The 16,631-nt window shown below is 62.3% G+C and carries 17 protein-coding genes; 8 read left to right on the top strand and 9 right to left on the bottom strand.

Annotated elements, in window-relative coordinates:
• Positions 1–7: 7 nt before the first annotated feature.
• Complete coding sequence (gene gluQRS / locus ALVIN_RS11380; RefSeq protein WP_012971474.1) at positions 8–1,003, top strand: tRNA glutamyl-Q(34) synthetase GluQRS; 996 nt, start codon at positions 8–10, stop codon at positions 1,001–1,003.
• Here gluQRS and ALVIN_RS11385 read toward each other — a convergent pair.
• From ALVIN_RS11385 to lapB, 5 genes are all read right to left on the bottom strand, one after another.
• Positions 933–1,886 carry a GGDEF domain-containing protein gene (locus tag ALVIN_RS11385; RefSeq protein ID WP_012971475.1) on the bottom strand — a complete coding sequence of 318 codons (954 nt, stop codon included), beginning with the start codon at positions 1,884–1,886 and terminating at the stop codon, positions 933–935. The genes gluQRS and ALVIN_RS11385 overlap by 71 nt on opposite strands.
• A complete protein-coding gene (locus ALVIN_RS11390) occupies positions 1,883–2,971 on the bottom strand; it encodes a cobalamin B12-binding domain-containing protein (RefSeq protein ID WP_012971476.1) in 1,089 nt (362 codons plus the stop codon). Before ALVIN_RS11390 ends, ALVIN_RS11385 begins: the two co-directional genes overlap by 4 nt.
• A gap of 92 nt (positions 2,972–3,063) precedes the next feature.
• Positions 3,064–3,945, bottom strand: coding sequence for a UTP--glucose-1-phosphate uridylyltransferase GalU (galU, locus tag ALVIN_RS11395; protein WP_012971477.1), 882 nt, complete (start codon positions 3,943–3,945; stop codon positions 3,064–3,066).
• Between the two features lie 3 nt (positions 3,946–3,948).
• Positions 3,949–4,659, bottom strand: coding sequence for an orotidine-5'-phosphate decarboxylase (gene pyrF, locus ALVIN_RS11400; RefSeq protein ID WP_012971478.1), 711 nt, complete (start codon positions 4,657–4,659; stop codon positions 3,949–3,951).
• A gap of 59 nt (positions 4,660–4,718) precedes the next feature.
• Positions 4,719–5,906 carry a lipopolysaccharide assembly protein LapB gene (gene lapB / locus ALVIN_RS11405; RefSeq protein WP_012971479.1) on the bottom strand — a complete coding sequence of 396 codons (1,188 nt, stop codon included), beginning with the start codon at positions 5,904–5,906 and terminating at the stop codon, positions 4,719–4,721.
• Between the two features lie 292 nt (positions 5,907–6,198).
• Here lapB and ALVIN_RS11410 point away from each other — a divergent pair, with 292 nt between their 5' ends.
• From ALVIN_RS11410 to ALVIN_RS11440, 7 genes are all read left to right on the top strand, one after another.
• Positions 6,199–6,912 carry an SDR family NAD(P)-dependent oxidoreductase gene (locus ALVIN_RS11410; RefSeq protein WP_012971480.1) on the top strand — a complete coding sequence of 238 codons (714 nt, stop codon included), beginning with the start codon at positions 6,199–6,201 and terminating at the stop codon, positions 6,910–6,912.
• Positions 6,913–6,920: 8 nt separating this feature from the next.
• Positions 6,921–7,394 (top strand): hypothetical protein, encoded by a 474-nt coding sequence (locus ALVIN_RS11415; protein WP_012971481.1) that lies wholly within the window; start codon positions 6,921–6,923, stop codon positions 7,392–7,394.
• A gap of 205 nt (positions 7,395–7,599) precedes the next feature.
• Positions 7,600–8,772: an LbtU family siderophore porin gene (locus tag ALVIN_RS11420; protein WP_012971482.1), complete on the top strand. Its 1,173-nt coding sequence runs from the start codon at positions 7,600–7,602 to the stop codon at positions 8,770–8,772.
• A 365-nt stretch (positions 8,773–9,137) separates the two neighbouring features.
• The gene (locus ALVIN_RS11425) at positions 9,138–11,189 is read left to right on the top strand and encodes a ribonucleoside triphosphate reductase (protein WP_012971483.1); all 2,052 of its coding nucleotides are present in this window, start codon (positions 9,138–9,140) and stop codon (positions 11,187–11,189) included.
• Positions 11,190–11,323: 134 nt separating this feature from the next.
• A complete protein-coding gene (nrdD, locus tag ALVIN_RS11430; RefSeq protein ID WP_012971484.1) occupies positions 11,324–11,512 on the top strand; it encodes an anaerobic ribonucleoside-triphosphate reductase in 189 nt (62 codons plus the stop codon).
• A gap of 44 nt (positions 11,513–11,556) precedes the next feature.
• Positions 11,557–12,294, top strand: coding sequence for an anaerobic ribonucleoside-triphosphate reductase activating protein (locus ALVIN_RS11435; RefSeq protein ID WP_012971485.1), 738 nt, complete (start codon positions 11,557–11,559; stop codon positions 12,292–12,294).
• Positions 12,295–12,353: 59 nt separating this feature from the next.
• Positions 12,354–12,665 carry an HVO_A0114 family putative DNA-binding protein gene (locus ALVIN_RS11440; protein WP_012971486.1) on the top strand — a complete coding sequence of 104 codons (312 nt, stop codon included), beginning with the start codon at positions 12,354–12,356 and terminating at the stop codon, positions 12,663–12,665.
• Positions 12,666–12,729: 64 nt separating this feature from the next.
• Here the strand turns inward: ALVIN_RS11440 and ALVIN_RS17605 are convergent, their stop codons facing one another.
• The 4 genes from ALVIN_RS17605 to ALVIN_RS17610 are packed head-to-tail and all read right to left on the bottom strand — an operon-like array spanning position 12,730 to position 16,062.
• Positions 12,730–13,011 carry a hypothetical protein gene (locus ALVIN_RS17605; protein WP_148217503.1) on the bottom strand — a complete coding sequence of 94 codons (282 nt, stop codon included), beginning with the start codon at positions 13,009–13,011 and terminating at the stop codon, positions 12,730–12,732.
• A gap of 38 nt (positions 13,012–13,049) precedes the next feature.
• Complete coding sequence (locus tag ALVIN_RS17155; RefSeq protein ID WP_148217612.1) at positions 13,050–13,517, bottom strand: alpha/beta fold hydrolase; 468 nt, start codon at positions 13,515–13,517, stop codon at positions 13,050–13,052.
• A gap of 25 nt (positions 13,518–13,542) precedes the next feature.
• Positions 13,543–15,147 carry an ADP-ribosylglycohydrolase family protein gene (locus tag ALVIN_RS18230; protein ID WP_012971488.1) on the bottom strand — a complete coding sequence of 535 codons (1,605 nt, stop codon included), beginning with the start codon at positions 15,145–15,147 and terminating at the stop codon, positions 13,543–13,545.
• A gap of 15 nt (positions 15,148–15,162) precedes the next feature.
• A complete protein-coding gene (locus ALVIN_RS17610; protein ID WP_012971489.1) occupies positions 15,163–16,062 on the bottom strand; it encodes a hypothetical protein in 900 nt (299 codons plus the stop codon).
• Positions 16,063–16,631 lie beyond the last annotated feature (569 nt).

A 16,631-nucleotide genomic window follows, 5' to 3' on the forward strand; every position in this document is an offset into this window, starting at 1 on the left:
CGCCCGCATGAACGGCGAAGCCCCGTCGGTCGCGTCCGGCTACCGGGGGCGCTTCGCCCCCTCCCCGACCGGCCCGCTTCATTTCGGTTCACTGCTCGCCGCTGTCGCAAGCTTCGCCGACGCGCGCGCCCACGACGGCGTCTGGCTCCTACGCATCGAGGATCTGGACCGCCCGCGCGAGGTTCCCGGAGCGGCCGAGGCCATCCAGCGCACACTGCGCGCCTTCGGCTTCGAGTGGGACGAACCTGTGGTCTTCCAGAGCGCGCGTCTCGACGCCTATGACGCGGCACTCGCGCGTCTGGAGGCGCTGGGGTTGGTCTATGGCTGCGGATGCAGCCGCGCCGAAATCGCCGCCCGCGCCCGAGCCGGACTGGAAGGACCGATCTATCCCGGCACCTGCCGTGACGGGTTGCCGCCCGGACGCAAGGTACGCAGCCTGCGTCTGCGTACCGCAACCGATCCCATCGACTTCGAGGATCGCATCCAGGGCCGGCACGGCCACTCGGTCGCCGAGTCGATCGGCGATTTCGTGCTGCGACGCGCCGATGGGCTCCATGCCTATCAGCTCGCCGTGGTGGTCGATGACGCCTGGCAGGCCGTCACCCATGTGGTGCGCGGCGCCGATCTGCTGCTCTCCACGCCGCGCCAGATCGAACTGCAAAGAGCGCTGGGGCTGCCCACGCCCATCCATGCGCATGTCCCGCTGGTGCTCGATGATCAGGGACGCAAGCTGAGCAAGTCGCTGGCGGCCGCCCCCGTCGATGCGGCCGACCCGCTGCCCGCCCTGCGGCTGGCCTGGCATCTGCTCGGACAAGAATCACAGGCCGCCGTCTCGCTGCACGACTTCTGGAGACACGCCATTGCCGGCTGGCGCATTGAGCGCGTTCCAGCCGGCTTGAGCGGCTCGCTTCGACCGGGGCCGGGAGCGATGCTCAGGTCGCCGCTATCACCCGATTGCGCCCAGTCTCCTTGGCGCGATAGAGACCATCGTCGGCGCGTTTGAGCAACTGTTCGGTATCCTCGCCGGGAGCCAGGGCCGCTACGCCGATGCTGACGCTGGGCCGGTAATCCGTGTCGAGCGGACGCATCAGATTGACATGGGCGCGCAGACGCTCGGCCACCGAGACGGCCACTTCGAGTTCGGCATCGAACATGTAGAGTCCGAACTCCTCGCCACCCAGGCGACCAGGCAAGTCCGAGAGCCGTACCTGGGCGCGCATCAGTTCGGCGAAGGCGACCAATACGCGGTCGCCGGCCGCGTGCCCGAAGGTATCGTTGACGCGCTTGAAGTGATCCAGGTCCATCATGAGCACGGACAGCGGATGCGAGCGCGTTTGCGCCTGCCGCACCCCATGATTCAGGCGCTCCATGAAATAGCGCCGATTGGGCAACTGGGTCAGGGCATCGGTGCGGGCCAGCTGCTCGTTCAAACGATTGGCCTGCTCCAGATCGTGGTTGGCCTTGCGCAGATCACGCACCAAACGCGACATCTCCAGCGTCAGGTTGCCCATGCGCGCGATGACGTCGTTGTCGTCGGCCCCGGCCCGCTCGCCGATGAGCAGGGCGTTGTCGCCCAGCGGATAGGCATGGAACAGATAGTTCTCACCGCCCATGACGGTCTTGAAGACCCGAGCCACCGGCTGGCGATGCGGCAGACCAGGCTCGATATCCGGCTGCTGACTGCCGCTGCCGAGAAAACGCGCCAGCGGTTCGCCGCGCACAGAGGCGAATCCGGCGAAGCGCGACCGGAAGGCGACGTTGGCGTCCAGGATCAGACCGTCCCGATCCACTTCCACCACGACCAGACGTCCGGAGTCCATGACATACCCGTGCAAGGCGGCGGCCAGCTCCGGATGCAGCGAACGATCTTGGGATACCAGGGTCACTCGGCCGTCTCCAGTGTACGCGCCCAGTCGACCAGTGCCTCGACGCTTTCGAGAAAGAGATCCGCCCCAACCGTCTCCGCCAGCGCAGGAGCCAGGAGAAAGGCCTGACCGCCGACCAGGATCGGAGGCGTCTCCGCCCCCAGGGCCGCGCGCAGGGCCGACACGGCGTGTCGAGCCTCCTGCACGTTGCTGACGAGCGTCACCGACAGCGCGATGAACCTCGGGCGCTCGGCGAGCGCCCTGGCCGCCAGTAACTCGGGCGTGGTGTCACAGCCCATCAGCGTGACCTCCCAGCCGTCGAGTTCCAGCGTAGTGGTCAGCATCCAGGCGCCCAGCTCATGGAACTCGTTGGCAACGGGCGCGATCAGCGCGCGTCCCCGGCTCATTGAGGGAAAGGGCTGGTCGTAGTAGAGCGCCGAGAGGATGCAATAGACCATGGCCGTGGTCTGATGCTCCATTTCCACCGAGAACTCGCCGCTCTCCCAGCGCGCGCCCACTTCCACCATGGCCGGATAGAAGAGCTCGCGCAGCACCTGCGCATAGCTCATCCCGCACTGCATCAGACCGCGACAATGGCGGATGACCACCGGATAGTCGCCCTGGAAGAGATGTTCCAGGATGAAGTCGTAATCATGCCGCCAGACCTCTGACACCGGCAGGCGCCGGGCCTGATACTGGCGCGCGCGCTCAATGGAGCGCGGATGGGCGTCGAGCATCCAGCGATATACCGGCAGGATGGCCGCCGCGTCTTCAGGGGGCAACATCTGGCCGATGACCGCGATCCAGGCTTCCAGTTCGGCGGCGAAGTAGTCGAACGCAATACCCTGATTGTGATAAGCCGAATAGACCCAGGGTAGCGCCTCCTCCAGCAGACAGGGATCGTTGGCGATGAAGACCTCGACCATGAAAGCGGCATGGTTGCGATGATTGGTGTCCAGGAGTCGCAGCGGATTGCCGCCCAGGAACTCGCTGAGGCGCGGATGTGCGGCAATCCGCTGGCTGACGGCGACCGCCATCATGTCCTTGCTGGACCGATAGTGTTCAGCGGTGCCGGCTGGAATACACCAGAGCGAGGCGTTCGACATCGCGGTGCCTGATACTGTTCAGCGATGATCCGTCTTGGCCCCTCTCCCCACACCGGAGAGCGGTTGGGGAGAGAGGCGTCAGGCGATACGGCCTAGGCCAGCTCGTCTTTGAGCGCGTGCAGATAGGCCGCGAAACGTGCGCCGAGCTCGGGATGTGCCAGGGCGTATTCCACCGTAGCCTCCAGATAGCCGAGCTTGCTACCGCAATCGTAGCGCTTGCCCTCGAAGGGATAGGCGATCACAGGTTCGTCCTTGAGCAGGTCCGAGATGCCATCGGTCAACTGGATCTCGCCGCCGGCGCCCTTGCCGGTACGTTCGAGCTTGTCGAAGATGCGTGGCGTGAGCAGATAGCGCCCGACCACGGCCAGATTGGAGGGCGCATCGGCCGGATTCGGCTTCTCGACGATGGAGACCACGCGCATGGTGCCGTCGGCGTCCGTTTCGACCTGGACGATACCGTATTTGTTGGTCTCCTCGCGCGGCACCTCCTGGACGCTCAGCACGCTGCAACCGTGACGGGCATGGACTTCCGCCATCTGTTCGACCACACCCTTGCCGCTGGAGCGGATGAGGTCGTCGGCCAGCAGCACCGCAAACGGCTCGTCACCGACCACCGGCTTGGCGCACAGCACCGCATGCCCCAGCCCCAGGGCGACGGCCTGACGCACATAGATGCAGGACGCCGATCCGGGCAGGACATTGCGCACGATGTCGAGCAGCTTGTCCTTGCCGGCACGCTCCAGCTCGGATTCCAGCTCGTAGGCGGTATCGAAATGGTCCTCGATCGAGCGCTTGTTGCGCCCGGTGATGAAGACCAGTTGATCGGCACCGCCGGCCTCGGCCTCCTCGGCGGCGTACTGGATCAGGGGTTTGTCGACGATGGGCAGCATTTCCTTGGGGCTGGCCTTGGTCGCCGGCAGGAAGCGTGTGCCCATGCCCGCGACCGGAAAGACAGCCTTGCGAACCTTGGCCATGTATCAGTTCTCCGCAACGTTCATACAGGATTGGTTGATCGCGTCGATCACCGACCGCGGATCAGCCGCTTGGGTGATGGGACGTCCGATCACCAGATAATCGGCGCCGGCGGCCAACGCCTCGGCGGGGGTCATCACCCGCTTTTGATCGCCGTGCGCGGCGCCGGCCGGTCGAACACCAGGAGTGACCAACCGGAAGTTACTGCCCAGCGCCGCGCGCACCGGCGCGGCCTCCAGCGGCGAGCAGACGATACCGTCCAGACCCGCGTCATGCGCCAGATTCGCCAGCGCCAGGACGCGCTCAGGCGGCTCACCGGGGCAACCGATGGCGTCCAGATCCGCGCGATCGAGACTGGTCAGCACCGTCACCCCGATCAGCAGCGGCGGACGCTCGTACCGGCTCAGACGTTCGCGCGCCGCCTCCATCATGGCGCGTCCGCCCGAGGCATGGACATTGACCATCCACACCCCCAGATCCGCCGCCGCCGCACAGGCGGCCGCGACCGTATTGGGGATGTCATGGAACTTGAGGTCGAGAAAGATCTCGAAGCCCAGACGCTGGAGCCGTTCGACGAAGGCCGGCCCGAGCCGGGTGAAGAGTTCCTTGCCGACCTTCAGCCGGCAGCGCGTCGGGTCGAGCTGTTCGGCCAGCGCCAGGGCCGGCGCCTCAGTAGCGAAATCGAGGGCGACGATGATGGGTTTGACGTGTGTCACGGATCTTCGATGGTCTCTAGAGTGAATTAGGTTGTGGCCGGAAGTCTGCCCGCCGGGACTCAGACCGGCGGATGTGTCGCCTCGCCCTGGATGGGGTCGGGCAACACGGCGACGACCGTGCCCCAGTTGCGACAGCTCGGACACTGCCAATGCAGCGAACGCGCCTGAAAACCGCACTGCTCGCACTGATAGACGGACTGACGCTGCAACAGATGACGCGCCACGCCGAGCGCGACCCGCGCATAGCGGTGGGCGCGCCCATCCGGGTCCGACTCGCGCGCGCGCAGATCGAGGAAGCGCTCCAGCACGGCCAGATCGGCCCAGCGCGCCAGATAGTCTGCCAGCAGATCCAGGGCGGCCTCGGAACCGTGCGCCTGTTCGACGCGCTCGCCGAGCGCCAGCATCAGGTGCGGACCGGCGCGATTGGCAGCCAGAGCCTCAAGTTGCGCGATCACGTTCTCGCCCAGCCGCTCCATGGACTCGATCAGGGCCGGCAGGATCTCGGGCACATAGGTCGCCCCACGCTCGGCGACGCGCTTGAAGAGCGCGGCGGCGCCCGCGACATCGTCTTCCTCCAGCACCATGAAACCTTCCAGTATGGTCGCGCGGACACAGTCGGACTGGATGTCCCGCGCCCGGCTCAACTGCTCACGCGCGCCCGCCGGATCCTGCCGCCGCCGCGCCTCCTCGGCCAACTCGCAATGATAGTGCGCGATCTCGACCGTGAGGCGCTGCCCGGTCAGGGCTTCGAGCTGAGCCGCCACCTCCAGACAGCGGCTCCAGTCGCGCTCGCGCTGATAGATCTCGCGCAACGCCTGGAGCGCACGCTGACCGTGCAGCCCCAGACCCACGAGTTCCTCGAACAGCGTCTCAGCCCGATCGAGCAGCCCGGCGCTCATATAGTCCTGCCCCAGCTCGAACAGTGCGAAACCGCGCAGCTCCGGACCGAGATGCCGCCGTTCGATCAGATTCTGATGGAGGCGAATGGCACGATCGACCTCGCCGCGACGCCGGAACAGACTGCCGAGCGCCAGATGCGTCTCGGCCGTCTCGCTGTCGACCTCGGTGAGACGCAGAAAGAGATCGATGGCCTTGTCCGGCTGCTCTTCGAGCAGATAATTCAGGCCACGCAGAAAATCCGGATGCGCCGCCGGCAGGACATCGATCTTGCGACGCAGATCGCGGCGCGCCAGCCACCATCCCGAGGCCGCCGCCACGGGCAGGAGCAGAAAGAACAGTTCGATCATCCGCTCCTCCGCGAGACAACCCGCCCTTCGGGCCTCCAGTTCGACACAGCCTCACCCCCATGGATGGATCTAGCGAAGAGAAGCCCCGATATCCTGGCTGGGGGCATGACCCCAGGCCGACGGCCCGGGGTCCGGTGTGCGATCCATGCTCAGGCTCCCAATCATACAGACAAGCGACCGGACTCGCATGACCCGGCAGCTTGCCCGGTGGTGTGTCGACCCCGACTGTCGGACTGACATCGACCAGTCATCCGGCGGACTTCCCGCAACCTCAAGCCAGGATTCGACAGACATGCACGATCTCAGCAACAAGACCATCCTCATCACCGGCGCCTCAGGCAACCTGGGTAGCGCCACGGCATGCGCCTTGGCGGCTCGGGGCGCGCGGCCGGCCCTGATCGGACGCGATCCCGAGGCGCTGCGCCGCACCCAAGCGATGCTGCCCGCTGGGGCCGACTCGCTGACCCTGAGCGTCGATCTGCTCGATCCGAAGCAGGTCGCGGCCATGGTCGAGCAGGTCGCCGACCATTTCGGCGCCATCCATGGACTGGTCAACATCGCCGGCGGCTTCAGCATGGGACCGGCGATCCAGGACACGACGGATGCCGAGTGGGACGCCATGCTCGACCTCAACGCCCGTACTGCCTTCCACGGCGCGCGCGCGGTTGTGCCGAAGCTCCAGGCGGCGGGTCAGGGCGTCATCATCAACGTCGCCGCGCGCGCGGCCCTGCGCGGCGTCGGGCACATGGGGCCTTACTGCATCTCAAAATCCGCCGTCGTCACCCTGACCGAAACACTCGCCGATGAACTCAAGCCGAGCGGAATCCGGGTAAACTGCGTTCTGCCAGGCACGCTGGACACGCCCCAGAACCGCGCGGCCATGCCCGACCAGGATCCCTCCAACTGGGTCGGACTGGACGCTCTGGCCGACGTCATCGTCTTTCTGGCGTCGGACCTGTCGCGCGGCATCACCGGGGCGGCCATTCCCGTATACGGACGCAGTTGAGGATCATCGTGCAACGCACAGCCGACACCCAGACATCCAGAACCCTCCCCCTCAAGGACCGACCACGCCCCTGGTGGACGCTCCTCGCCGGGCCGCTCCTGATCGGTGGCCTGCTCGCCCTGCCGGCGGTCATGGCCCGGTCCGCGCTCGACGCCGAGACCCAGGCGCTGTTGGTCGAGGCGGCCACAGCCGCTGCCGACCTCGACGCCTATCACAGCCGCTGCCGGGGCGACGGCTCGGGACGGCGGACCGAGAACCTCAATAAGCTCATCGTCGGCAAGCTGCGCACGACCCTGCTCACGGTTCAGGACGACTTCTTCCCTGAGCGCAACTACCGCCGCGTCCAGGCACGCCTCGAAAATGACTTCGTCGAGCGACTGCAAGCGGCCGGCGGCTGTCAGGGCGCCAAGGACTCCCCCCTGCCCGAAGCACTGCGCCAACGCTACGAAACGGCCATCGAAGCCATTCGCCGACTGCCCTGATCCGACTTCGGCGCCGGCCGCCGATCGTCCGCTATCTCGCGTGCCCTACGCACTCCGAATGGCAACAGGACTTTACAGTCCGGATCGTTCGTTATATAAATAACAACAATTCGCATTTCAATGCTTTGGCAACCGATATGTTTCGCGCGTCAGGGCGTCGTTTTGTCCGCGTGACTGAAACCGACTCGACCAGGAGCAATGACCCTTGAGAACCCAACCACTCTCCGCCGCTATCGCGCTCATGCTCGCCGCCGGCACCGCTCAGGCTACCAGCTCATCGAATACCCAACCGTCGGGCGAACCCAAGCGCCTTGAGCGTCTCGAACAGCGCCTCGACCGCCTGGAGGGGACTCTCGACGACAAGCAGACCAAAGACGACGCCGCACCGACCTGGTATCGCAACATCGAGATCGCTGGCCTGATCGAGGTCGAGGCCAGCTATCTCTCACCCTATGAGGGCGGCAGCGAGAGCGACATCGTGCTGGCCACGGCTGAGCTGGGCATCCGCTCGCAGGTCAACGACTGGGTCGAGGCCGGGATTTCGTTCCTCTACGAGCAGGACGAGACCGATCTCGAGGTCGACACCGCCTATCTGACGTTTGCCAACGCCGATGTCTCGCCGCTGTTCCTGACCGCCGGTCAGGTCTATGTGCCCTTCGGCGTCTATGAGACCAACCTGGTCTCCGACCCGCTGACACTGGAGATCGGCGAGGCGCGCGAGACGGCGCTGCAACTGGGCTTCGAGCACAGCGGCTTCTCGGGTAGTGTCTATGTCTTCAATGGCGACAACAACGTCAAGGGCAAGGATCGGATCGAAAGCTGGGGAGCCAATCTCGGCTTTGCGCAGGACAGCGACGACTGGGCCTGGTCGGTGGGTGCCGGTTATATCAACGACCTCGGCGACTCGGACAGCCTGCATGAAACCATCAACGACATCCGGGTCGGCGCGGCCGAACTCGATCCGAGCCTGAGCATCGATCCGACCGAGCGCACCGCCGGCTGGACCCTCAACGCGGCCGCCAACTTCGGCCCCTTCAGCCTCATCGGCGAGTATCTGTCGGCGGCCGACGACTTCGACCCGAACAGCCTGGAGTTCAAGGGCGAGGGCGCGCGCCCCTCGGCCTGGAACATCGAAGCCGGCTACAGCTTTACGCTCCTGGGTCGCGAGTCGGTGGCGGCGGTCGCCTATCAGGGCACGCGCGAGGCGCTGGCGCTCGAACTGCCGAAGGAGCGCTGGCTGCTCGGCTGGTCGATCGAAATCTTCGATCGCACCTCGCTCGGACTCGAATGGGCGCGTGACCGTGACTACAACACGCGCGATGGCGGTACCGGCAAGTCGGGCGATACCTTCACCGCGCAACTGGCGGTCGAGTTCTGACGGCCTGCACAGTTCCCTCGGCGGGGCCGGTCGACGACAACCCCGCCAGGTTCGCATTCCCCTCCCATCTCAGCCGCCCCCTCCAAGCCGTCCTCCTGCCGTCGACGCCCGACAAAAACTGGCGTCCATACAGCACCTTCCGCGCGCCCCGGCCGGCGATGGCTCTTGTCAAGCTCATTTGTCTCTAGCCACAGCATCTGGTTAGAGGTATACTCGCCGCCTACTACATATTGTGCCCGCACCTGCGGGCGCTTTGCGTTCCAGCCGCTCGCCAAGGGTACTGATTTGGAACGAAAAGCGCGATTTCACCCAGGCACGGGCGTCGACATCTCCGCTCAAAACCGTACTGCCGACCGAGGATCACGATGACCAATCAGACGCACTCACCCACTCCCCCGACCCGCGTGGTCAAGCGCGATGGGCAGGAGGTGCGTTTCGATGCCGGCAAAATCGAATCGGCGATCCGGCGCGCCGGTCAGGCCAGCGGTGAGTTCGGTGCCGCCGAAGCCAGTCTGCTCGCCGCCCAGGCGATCAAGGTGCTGACGCACCGCTTCAGCGATGGCCGTCTGCCCGACATCGAGGGCATCCAGGATGTCGTCGAGCAGACGCTGATCGCCGCCAACCACTTCGAGACCGCGCGTGCCTATATCGTCTATCGCGAGCAGCACAACAAGCTGCGCACCGACAGCCGGACCCTGGTCGATGTCGGCAGCTCGATCAACGAATATCTGGACCGTTCCGACTGGCGCGTGGCGGCCAACGCCAATCAGGGCTACTCGCTCGGCGGGCTGATCCTCAACACCTCGGGCAAGATGATCGCCAACTACTGGCTCAATCACGTCTATCCGCCCGAGATCGGCGCGGCGCACCGCGAGGGCGATCTGCACATCCATGACCTGGACATGCTCTCAGGCTACTGTGCCGGCTGGTCACTGCGCACCCTGCTGCACGAAGGTCTCAACGGCGTGCCCGGCAAGGTCGAGGCCGCGCCGCCCAAGCACATGTCGAGCGCCATCGGGCAGATCGTCAACTTCCTCGGCACGCTCCAGAACGAATGGGCGGGGGCGCAGGCGTTTTCGAGCTTCGACACCTACATGGCGCCCTTCGTGCGCGTCGACGGCCTGCCTTACAGGCAGGTCAAGCAGTACATCCAGGAGCTGATCTACAACCTCAATGTGCCGTCAAGGTGGGGCACACAAACGCCATTTACCAATCTCACCTTCGATTGGGTGTGTCCCGAGGATCTGCGCGAGCAGGTGCCGGTGATCGGCGGCGTGGAGCAGCCCTTCACCTATGGCGATCTCCAGGCCGAGATGGACATGATCAATCGGGCCTATATCGAGGTCATGACCGAGGGCGATGCCAAGGGGCGGATCTTCACCTTCCCGATCCCGACCTACAACATCACGCCGGACTTCCCCTGGGAGAGCGAGAACGCCGAGCAGTTGTTCGAAATGACGGCCAAGTATGGCTTGCCCTACTTCCAGAATTTCGTCAACTCCGAGCTGTCGCCCAACATGGTGCGCTCCATGTGCTGCCGGCTCCAGCTCGATCTGCGCGAACTGCTCAAGCGCGGCAACGGACTCTTCGGCTCGGCCGAGCAGACCGGCTCGCTGGGCGTGGTCACGATCAACTGCGCGCGGCTCGGTCATACCCATCGCGGCGACGAGGCGGGCCTGATGGCGCGGCTCGACGAACTGCTCGACATTGCGCGCAACAGTCTGGAGATCAAGCGCAAGGTCATCCAGCGCCACATGGACGCCGGACTCTTCCCCTATACCAAGCGCTATCTGGGCACGCTGCGCAATCACTTCTCGACCATCGGCGTGAACGGCGTCAACGAGATGATCCGCAACTTCACCAGTGACGCCGAGGACATCACCACGCCCAAGGGGCATGAGCTGGCCTGCCGGCTGCTCGACCGGGTACGCGCGCGCATGGTCGAGTTCCAGGAAGCGACGGGCAACATGTACAACCTGGAGGCCACGCCGGCCGAGGGCACGACCTATCGCTTCGCGCGCGAGGACCAGAAGCGCTTCCCGGACATGATTCAGGCCGGCACCGAGGAGACGCCTTACTACACCAACAGCTCGCAGCTGCCGGTCGGTTATACCGACGATCCGTTCGAGGCGCTGGCGATGCAGGAGACGCTCCAGAGCAAGTACACCGGCGGCACGGTGCTGCATCTGTACATGAGCGAGCAGATTTCCTCGACCGAGGCGTGCAAGCGTCTGGTGCGCCGTGCGCTGGAGAACTTCCGTCTGCCCTATATCACGGTCACGCCGGTGTTCTCCATCTGCCCCAAACACGGGTATATCGCCGGCGAGCACCCGTTCTGCCCGATCTGCGATCAGGAGCTGATCGCGCGCAAGCACAAGGCCCAGTGCGCCAGCACGGGCTGCCAGTCGATCCACTGAAACCCATCCGAACGGCTGGACTCGGTCGCCCCGGCTGCCTGGCCCGAGCGATACCGAGTCAGCCACGGTCCCAGACTCGTTGCACCAGCGGCGAGTGACAATCAAGACGCATCGAATTCAAGGAGAATGCGCGTATGAACGACACCATCGAACTCAAGACCGAAGAACGGACTCCCTGCGAAGTCTGGACCCGCGTCATGGGCTATCACCGTCCGGTCTCGGCTTTCAATGCCGGCAAGCAGGCCGAGCACGCCGAGCGCTGCTACTTCAACGAGCAGCCTCGCGGTTCGCTACGCCAGCAGGATCAGCGGGTCGCGGCCTGAGGCACGGCCCAGGCCGCCCTCACGGCGGCTGGATTTCCCCGCCCATGCCCGACAGCGCACCCTTTGCCACGTCCGACCATCCTCAGGCCGCCGAGCGGCTGAGGGTCGGCGGTTTCACGCGCCTGACGACCATCGACTATCCCGGCGAGCTGTCGGCGGTGGTCTTCTGTCAAGGCTGTCCCTGGCGCTGTAGGTACTGTCAAAACGGCGATCTGCTGGACACGACCGCCGTCGAATCGCTGATCGACTGGGCTGACATCCGCGCCTTTCTGCGTCAGCGGGTCGGACTGCTCGATGCGGTGGTTTTCAGCGGCGGCGAACCGACCGTACAGACGGCGCTCGGTGCGGCCATGCGCGAAACCCGCGCGCTCGGCTACAGGATCGGCCTGCACACCAGCGGCGCCTATCCCGAACGCCTGCGCCCGCTCCTTTCGCTGATCGATTGGGTCGGGCTCGATATCAAGGCCCTGCCCGAGGACTATACGGCCCTCACCGGCCTGCCCGATTCGGGTGAGCGTGCCTGGGCGAGTTTGGCCTTGCTGCTGGAAGCTGGGGTGAATCTGGAAGTCCGCACCACCCTGATGCCCGACTGGACACCCGACTACCTGCGAACACTGAGCCAGAGGCTGGCGACCAAGGGTATTCGGCGCTATGTATTGCAAGCCTGCGCAACCCAGCGGGCACTCGATCCCCACCTGCCCGGCTACTCGATCATGCCGCGCGAACTCGTCGAGGTTGTCGACCCGACGGCCTTCGAGCATCTCGATATCCGAGGCTTGTAACGGCTGCCTGACAACGGCTCTATTCTCCAAGCATGACATCCAGCGCTGGAGAGAGACCAATGGAAACGCTCGTGATTGAAGTGGCAACAGACGCCGAACTGAATGCCAGAATTCTATGGGCCGCCGAGCGCGAAGAACCTCAACCACCGGGGTACTTCTTCGAGACCGAGGAAGACCTGCTCAACGCCCTCACAGCCAACCGCTTCGCCATTCTCAAAGCACTGGCGGGTGCCGGACCTATCGGTGTGCGCGAGCTGGCTCGCCGCGTCGGACGCGATGTGCGTGCGGTTCACGCCGACGCGCAACGACTGTCTGGAATCGGACTGATCGAGAAGAGCGCCGATGGCGCCTTGCGCCGCCTGCTGCGTTGACTCCAGCAATGTTTCAGGCAGATCGAGTTCTACAATCACCTCGCCTGCCCCGTCACGTGCTGTTTCACAGCGTTTGTTTGATTTGATCATCCGCATTTTCAAAAAACTTTTTTTCTTGAAATGTGATTTCTTTGTACACTCGTCTTGGATTTCCGCAGAGTCCACAACGCGGCCTACCACAGTTCAATGAATTCTTTTTGTGATAAAAGTGTGGCGAAACTTTAGGCTCAACTTGATCAATCGCATTGATCAGATATAACTTTTTAAGACCGATCTGTCGTTTGATATGACGCTGTTTTTGCAACAAGCGTTTGGATCGAATTAAGCGATATTCAGTGTTGCTCATCCGTTTGTTCAAAATAAATACATCTAATTCTGAGATAATCAAGCGCTGTTGATCGCTTCGCAGAGAGACCGCAACGCATTCAAGGAGTCGGGATCGCTTAGGCGATGATCGGACCCTGTGGTGATCAGCCGCGAGGCCGGTAGGCCGCTGTGTGCCAGCAGTTGTTCCGAGTCTGAATAAGCCACAACGTCATCTTGCGGTGAATGCAGAATCCAGGTCTCCGGTTTGACGCGATCCGTCCAGCCATGATCACGCCAGGCCGAGCACAGCAGCACCAGGGGTGTGTCTTGGGACCGGAGGTGCATGGCCACGGCACCACCGCGCGCGGAGCCGACGATGACATCGGGAGCGTGCTGATCGTAAGTGGCTTGGGCGACGTTGACGGCCAACTGAAAATCATTGTCATCCAGAGCTGGATTGAGTACCTCATGTCCCTGAGCCTGTAGAAACGAAGGTTTCATGCCACCTGGGACTGAGTGCCAGCCGTGTAAAAATAGTATTTTCATCGATGGATTCGCCTGCCTTTGCGTCTCAAGACAGCGCGCTGAGCGGCGCATCGGTGCCGGCCACAGGTTCAGCGCGATAGCCCTGTTCGGCCAGCGCCCCGATGAGATCCAGAGCTTCATCGAGCACGTCGAGCCGGCGCACCCAGGACATGGGCAACGCGGCCAGTCCGGCCCATGCGCCCCAGATCTGTCCAGCGATGGAAGCGGTGGAATCGCTGTCCCCGTCATGATTGGCGGCGTGCCGCACGGCCTCGGTGAAGCTGCCGGCGCGCTGGACGGCATAGAGAGCGATGGCCAATGCCTCTTCGCCGACCCAGCCGTGGCCGAGTTGGGCGATGGCGCTCGGCGGGGATTGGTCGGTTCCGGCCAACTGTTCCGCCCGTTCGATACAGTCAAGCAGATCGGCCTGAATCCCGCGTGCGTGCAGGGTTTGGACTGTGACCGTCTTGGCGCGGTTCAGAGCCTCGGTAAACGTGGCACCGGCGTGCAGTTCGCCGATCAACACGGCCAGCAGGCCGCCGCCGGCCCAGCCGTCGGGATGTCCGTGGGTCAGGGCACCGGCGCGGGCGGCCTGCTCGAAGCGATGTCGCGGATCAGCCGGTTCAATCCAGCCGAGCGGAGCCACGCGCATCACGGCGCCGCAGCCTTTGGAGTCATTGATCGGCTGTTCAGGCGTCCCCGGTCGGCCTGACTGCAAGGCGCTCAGGCAGGTGTTGCCGGGGGCACGCCGCTGCCGCAGAGCCGGACGTGTGGCGAGGAGGCCGCGACAGTGGGCGCTCGCCGGTCCCCCGTCTTGGGTGTCGAGCCAGTCGGCATAGGCGTGGCTCAGGCTGTCGATCAGCGAGCCGGCATCCGCGACACGTCCGGCCCGTACCATCCCTTCCAGCGTGAACAGGGTCATCTGGGTGTCGTCGCTGACCTGGAGTTGGTCGTCGGTGAACAGCAGTTCGCACAGTCCCGCCGGGCCGAACTGTTGGCGAATCTGCTCCAGGCGGTGAAACTCGATCGGATAACCGAAGGCGTCACCCAGCGCGCCGCCCAGCACACAGCCGAGCGCGCGGTCGAGAAAGGCGTCGTTCCAGTACAGCGGGCGGAGAGCGCGGACATAGGCTTCCTGGTCGGCGGTCTCGACGGAACCGGGACGCACCGCGCGCACGGCGGCCAGGGCGAGTGGCGGCTCGAATCCGAGCTCGACCAGCAATCGAGCGGCGACGGTGCCGCTGCGACCCAGACCGCCGAGGCAATGGATCAGCACGTTCTCGCCGGAACGCAGGCGTTGGCGCAGTCGGGTGCCATAGAGCACCCAGCGGCGCTCGAAGCCGGGGCCGGGCGGCTGCACATCGCGGATCGGTAGGTGATACCAGTCCAGCCCCAGCGCTTCGACCGTCTCGCCAAGTTCGGGGACGCCGAAACGGGCGAGTTCGGGCGTTTCCATCAGGGTGACGACGGCGGCTGCACCCCAGTCGCGAATGACCTGGAGATCCGTCTCCAGATCGCGTCGCCAATCGCCGGTCCGGGCGCCGATCTGGTGTTTGCCGGGGCACAGGCTCAAGCCGATCCGACCGCCGCCGGGAGTCCGGACGCTGTCGATGCGCAGGGGATGAGTGTGACTGGTTCGAATGGACATCATAGCTACCCGCAATCGCTAGTCAGACCATGAGCGACGAACGGGTTTTTGTACCTGCCAAATCATCGTTGGTCCACATCGCATTCCGGCGTATCCAACGCATCTGAAATGACGGCCACGATCATCTTCAAACGACTGATGAAAATTAATAAACTCTTCCGGCGTTTTCAGATTCGATCGACAAGAGCGTATACGACACAGCTCTTTGTGACCGCGATCATGACGTCGTTCAGGTTCATTAGAGCCATCCGTCACAACCAATCCGCCATTAATCATTTTATTACAGACGCGGTTGATGTTGCTCGTCGCCAGCCATAGATTTCCGCTTCCTCCTTCGCCCATGCCATCACAACGATAGAAAAAAACGCCCAATTGCTCTCCACGGATTTCCTTATAAAGCGCTAAAAATCCATAGCCACGTCTTTTGTGAATTCTGATTTCACGTCCAGTTTCGAGGTGCCTGTAAGTCTCAGTGAGAATGCATGGCGTAATGTCACGATCGTCCTTATTCCAAACCGGCGGACCTTTAATCATTTTAGAGATGAGTTCATAGCGGCTATCCTCTTCTAAAACCGGAGCCTGTTGGTCCGCCGCCACATCAAAACCAAAATAGCGCGTATCCTGATGGCCAGGTGAAAAATATCCGCGATCTACAAACCAAAAATCCGTAACATAGGGGGAAAAAATTTCGATTGGCGCAATTAAATCTCTACCACTGCACGGATAGAACAAGGCGGAATCTTTGATTTGCTCTAATTTTTTTCGACTTAAAACCAAACAATCTTGAACTTTTTTAATTTCTTCTTGAATATTAACCTTAAATCTTATTTCGGTTTCCGTATCATCCTCATCTAAAAAACGCTTCAATCTATCAGCTTTATTCACCCCAACCAAAGAACTCTTCAATCTTCTCTTCATGATTTCATCCTATTTCGATTTCACTACAATTATCGTAATTCACCGTCATTTTTAATCATACGCATAAAGCGCAATTCGATATCGAACACTAACTGATTTAGACGCATAGTCAATTAGTGCATTCTTTAAACCAAATATGAACAATAATTTTTTGGCGGATGGTTTAAGCATAAACTGGCTCAACACTTCAACACTGAATGGCGTTTACAACAGCCATTAGCGACCTTCTGGTTTTTAAACCAGATTTTGCATATAAATACATTTTTGGAAAATTTGCCAAGGCAGAGATTTTTGCTCAAAAAATTAGCCGAAAAATTATAGCGCACCCGGCCTAAAGCTGGGGTAAAATTAAACACTTTGACAGCGCTTTTGTCAAGTGGCAAACTCTTTACCTGCTGACCGCAATCAGCAAAATTAAACTATACGTGAATTACCGGTGATTGTTTTTAGACATAAAAAACCAAAAACAAATCGAATTAATTTTATGCAAAAAACAGCAAATCAATACAAATTTAATCAATAAAAATCTCTATATTTCACAACAAAAATCACTGTGACATACTGTTAGG

It is taken from the genome of Allochromatium vinosum DSM 180, assembly GCF_000025485.1.
Taxonomy (GTDB): domain Bacteria; phylum Pseudomonadota; class Gammaproteobacteria; order Chromatiales; family Chromatiaceae; genus Thermochromatium; species Thermochromatium vinosum.

Bases quoted from the DNA above. Each gene is read 5' to 3' on its own strand.
- ALVIN_RS11425 (WP_012971483.1), top strand. From the start codon at position 9,138: ATGACCAATCAGACGCACTCACCCACTCCCCCGACCCGCGTGGTCAAG.
- ALVIN_RS17610 (WP_012971489.1), bottom strand. From the start codon at position 16,062: ATGAAGAGAAGATTGAAGAGTTCTTTGGTTGGGGTGAATAAAGCTGAT.
- ALVIN_RS17605 (WP_148217503.1), bottom strand. From the start codon at position 13,011: ATGAGCAACACTGAATATCGCTTAATTCGATCCAAACGCTTGTTGCAA.
- lapB (WP_012971479.1), bottom strand. From the start codon at position 5,906: ATGATCGAACTGTTCTTTCTGCTCCTGCCCGTGGCGGCGGCCTCGGGA.
- ALVIN_RS11440 (WP_012971486.1), top strand. From the start codon at position 12,354: ATGGAAACGCTCGTGATTGAAGTGGCAACAGACGCCGAACTGAATGCC.
- ALVIN_RS18230 (WP_012971488.1), bottom strand. From the start codon at position 15,147: ATGATGTCCATTCGAACCAGTCACACTCATCCCCTGCGCATCGACAGC.
- galU (WP_012971477.1), bottom strand. From the start codon at position 3,945: ATGGCCAAGGTTCGCAAGGCTGTCTTTCCGGTCGCGGGCATGGGCACA.
- ALVIN_RS17155 (WP_148217612.1), bottom strand. From the start codon at position 13,517: ATGAAAATACTATTTTTACACGGCTGGCACTCAGTCCCAGGTGGCATG.
- nrdD (WP_012971484.1), top strand. From the start codon at position 11,324: ATGAACGACACCATCGAACTCAAGACCGAAGAACGGACTCCCTGCGAA.
- ALVIN_RS11390 (WP_012971476.1), bottom strand. From the start codon at position 2,971: ATGTCGAACGCCTCGCTCTGGTGTATTCCAGCCGGCACCGCTGAACAC.
- ALVIN_RS11435 (WP_012971485.1), top strand. From the start codon at position 11,557: ATGCCCGACAGCGCACCCTTTGCCACGTCCGACCATCCTCAGGCCGCC.
- gluQRS (WP_012971474.1), top strand. From the start codon at position 8: ATGAACGGCGAAGCCCCGTCGGTCGCGTCCGGCTACCGGGGGCGCTTC.
- ALVIN_RS11410 (WP_012971480.1), top strand. From the start codon at position 6,199: ATGCACGATCTCAGCAACAAGACCATCCTCATCACCGGCGCCTCAGGC.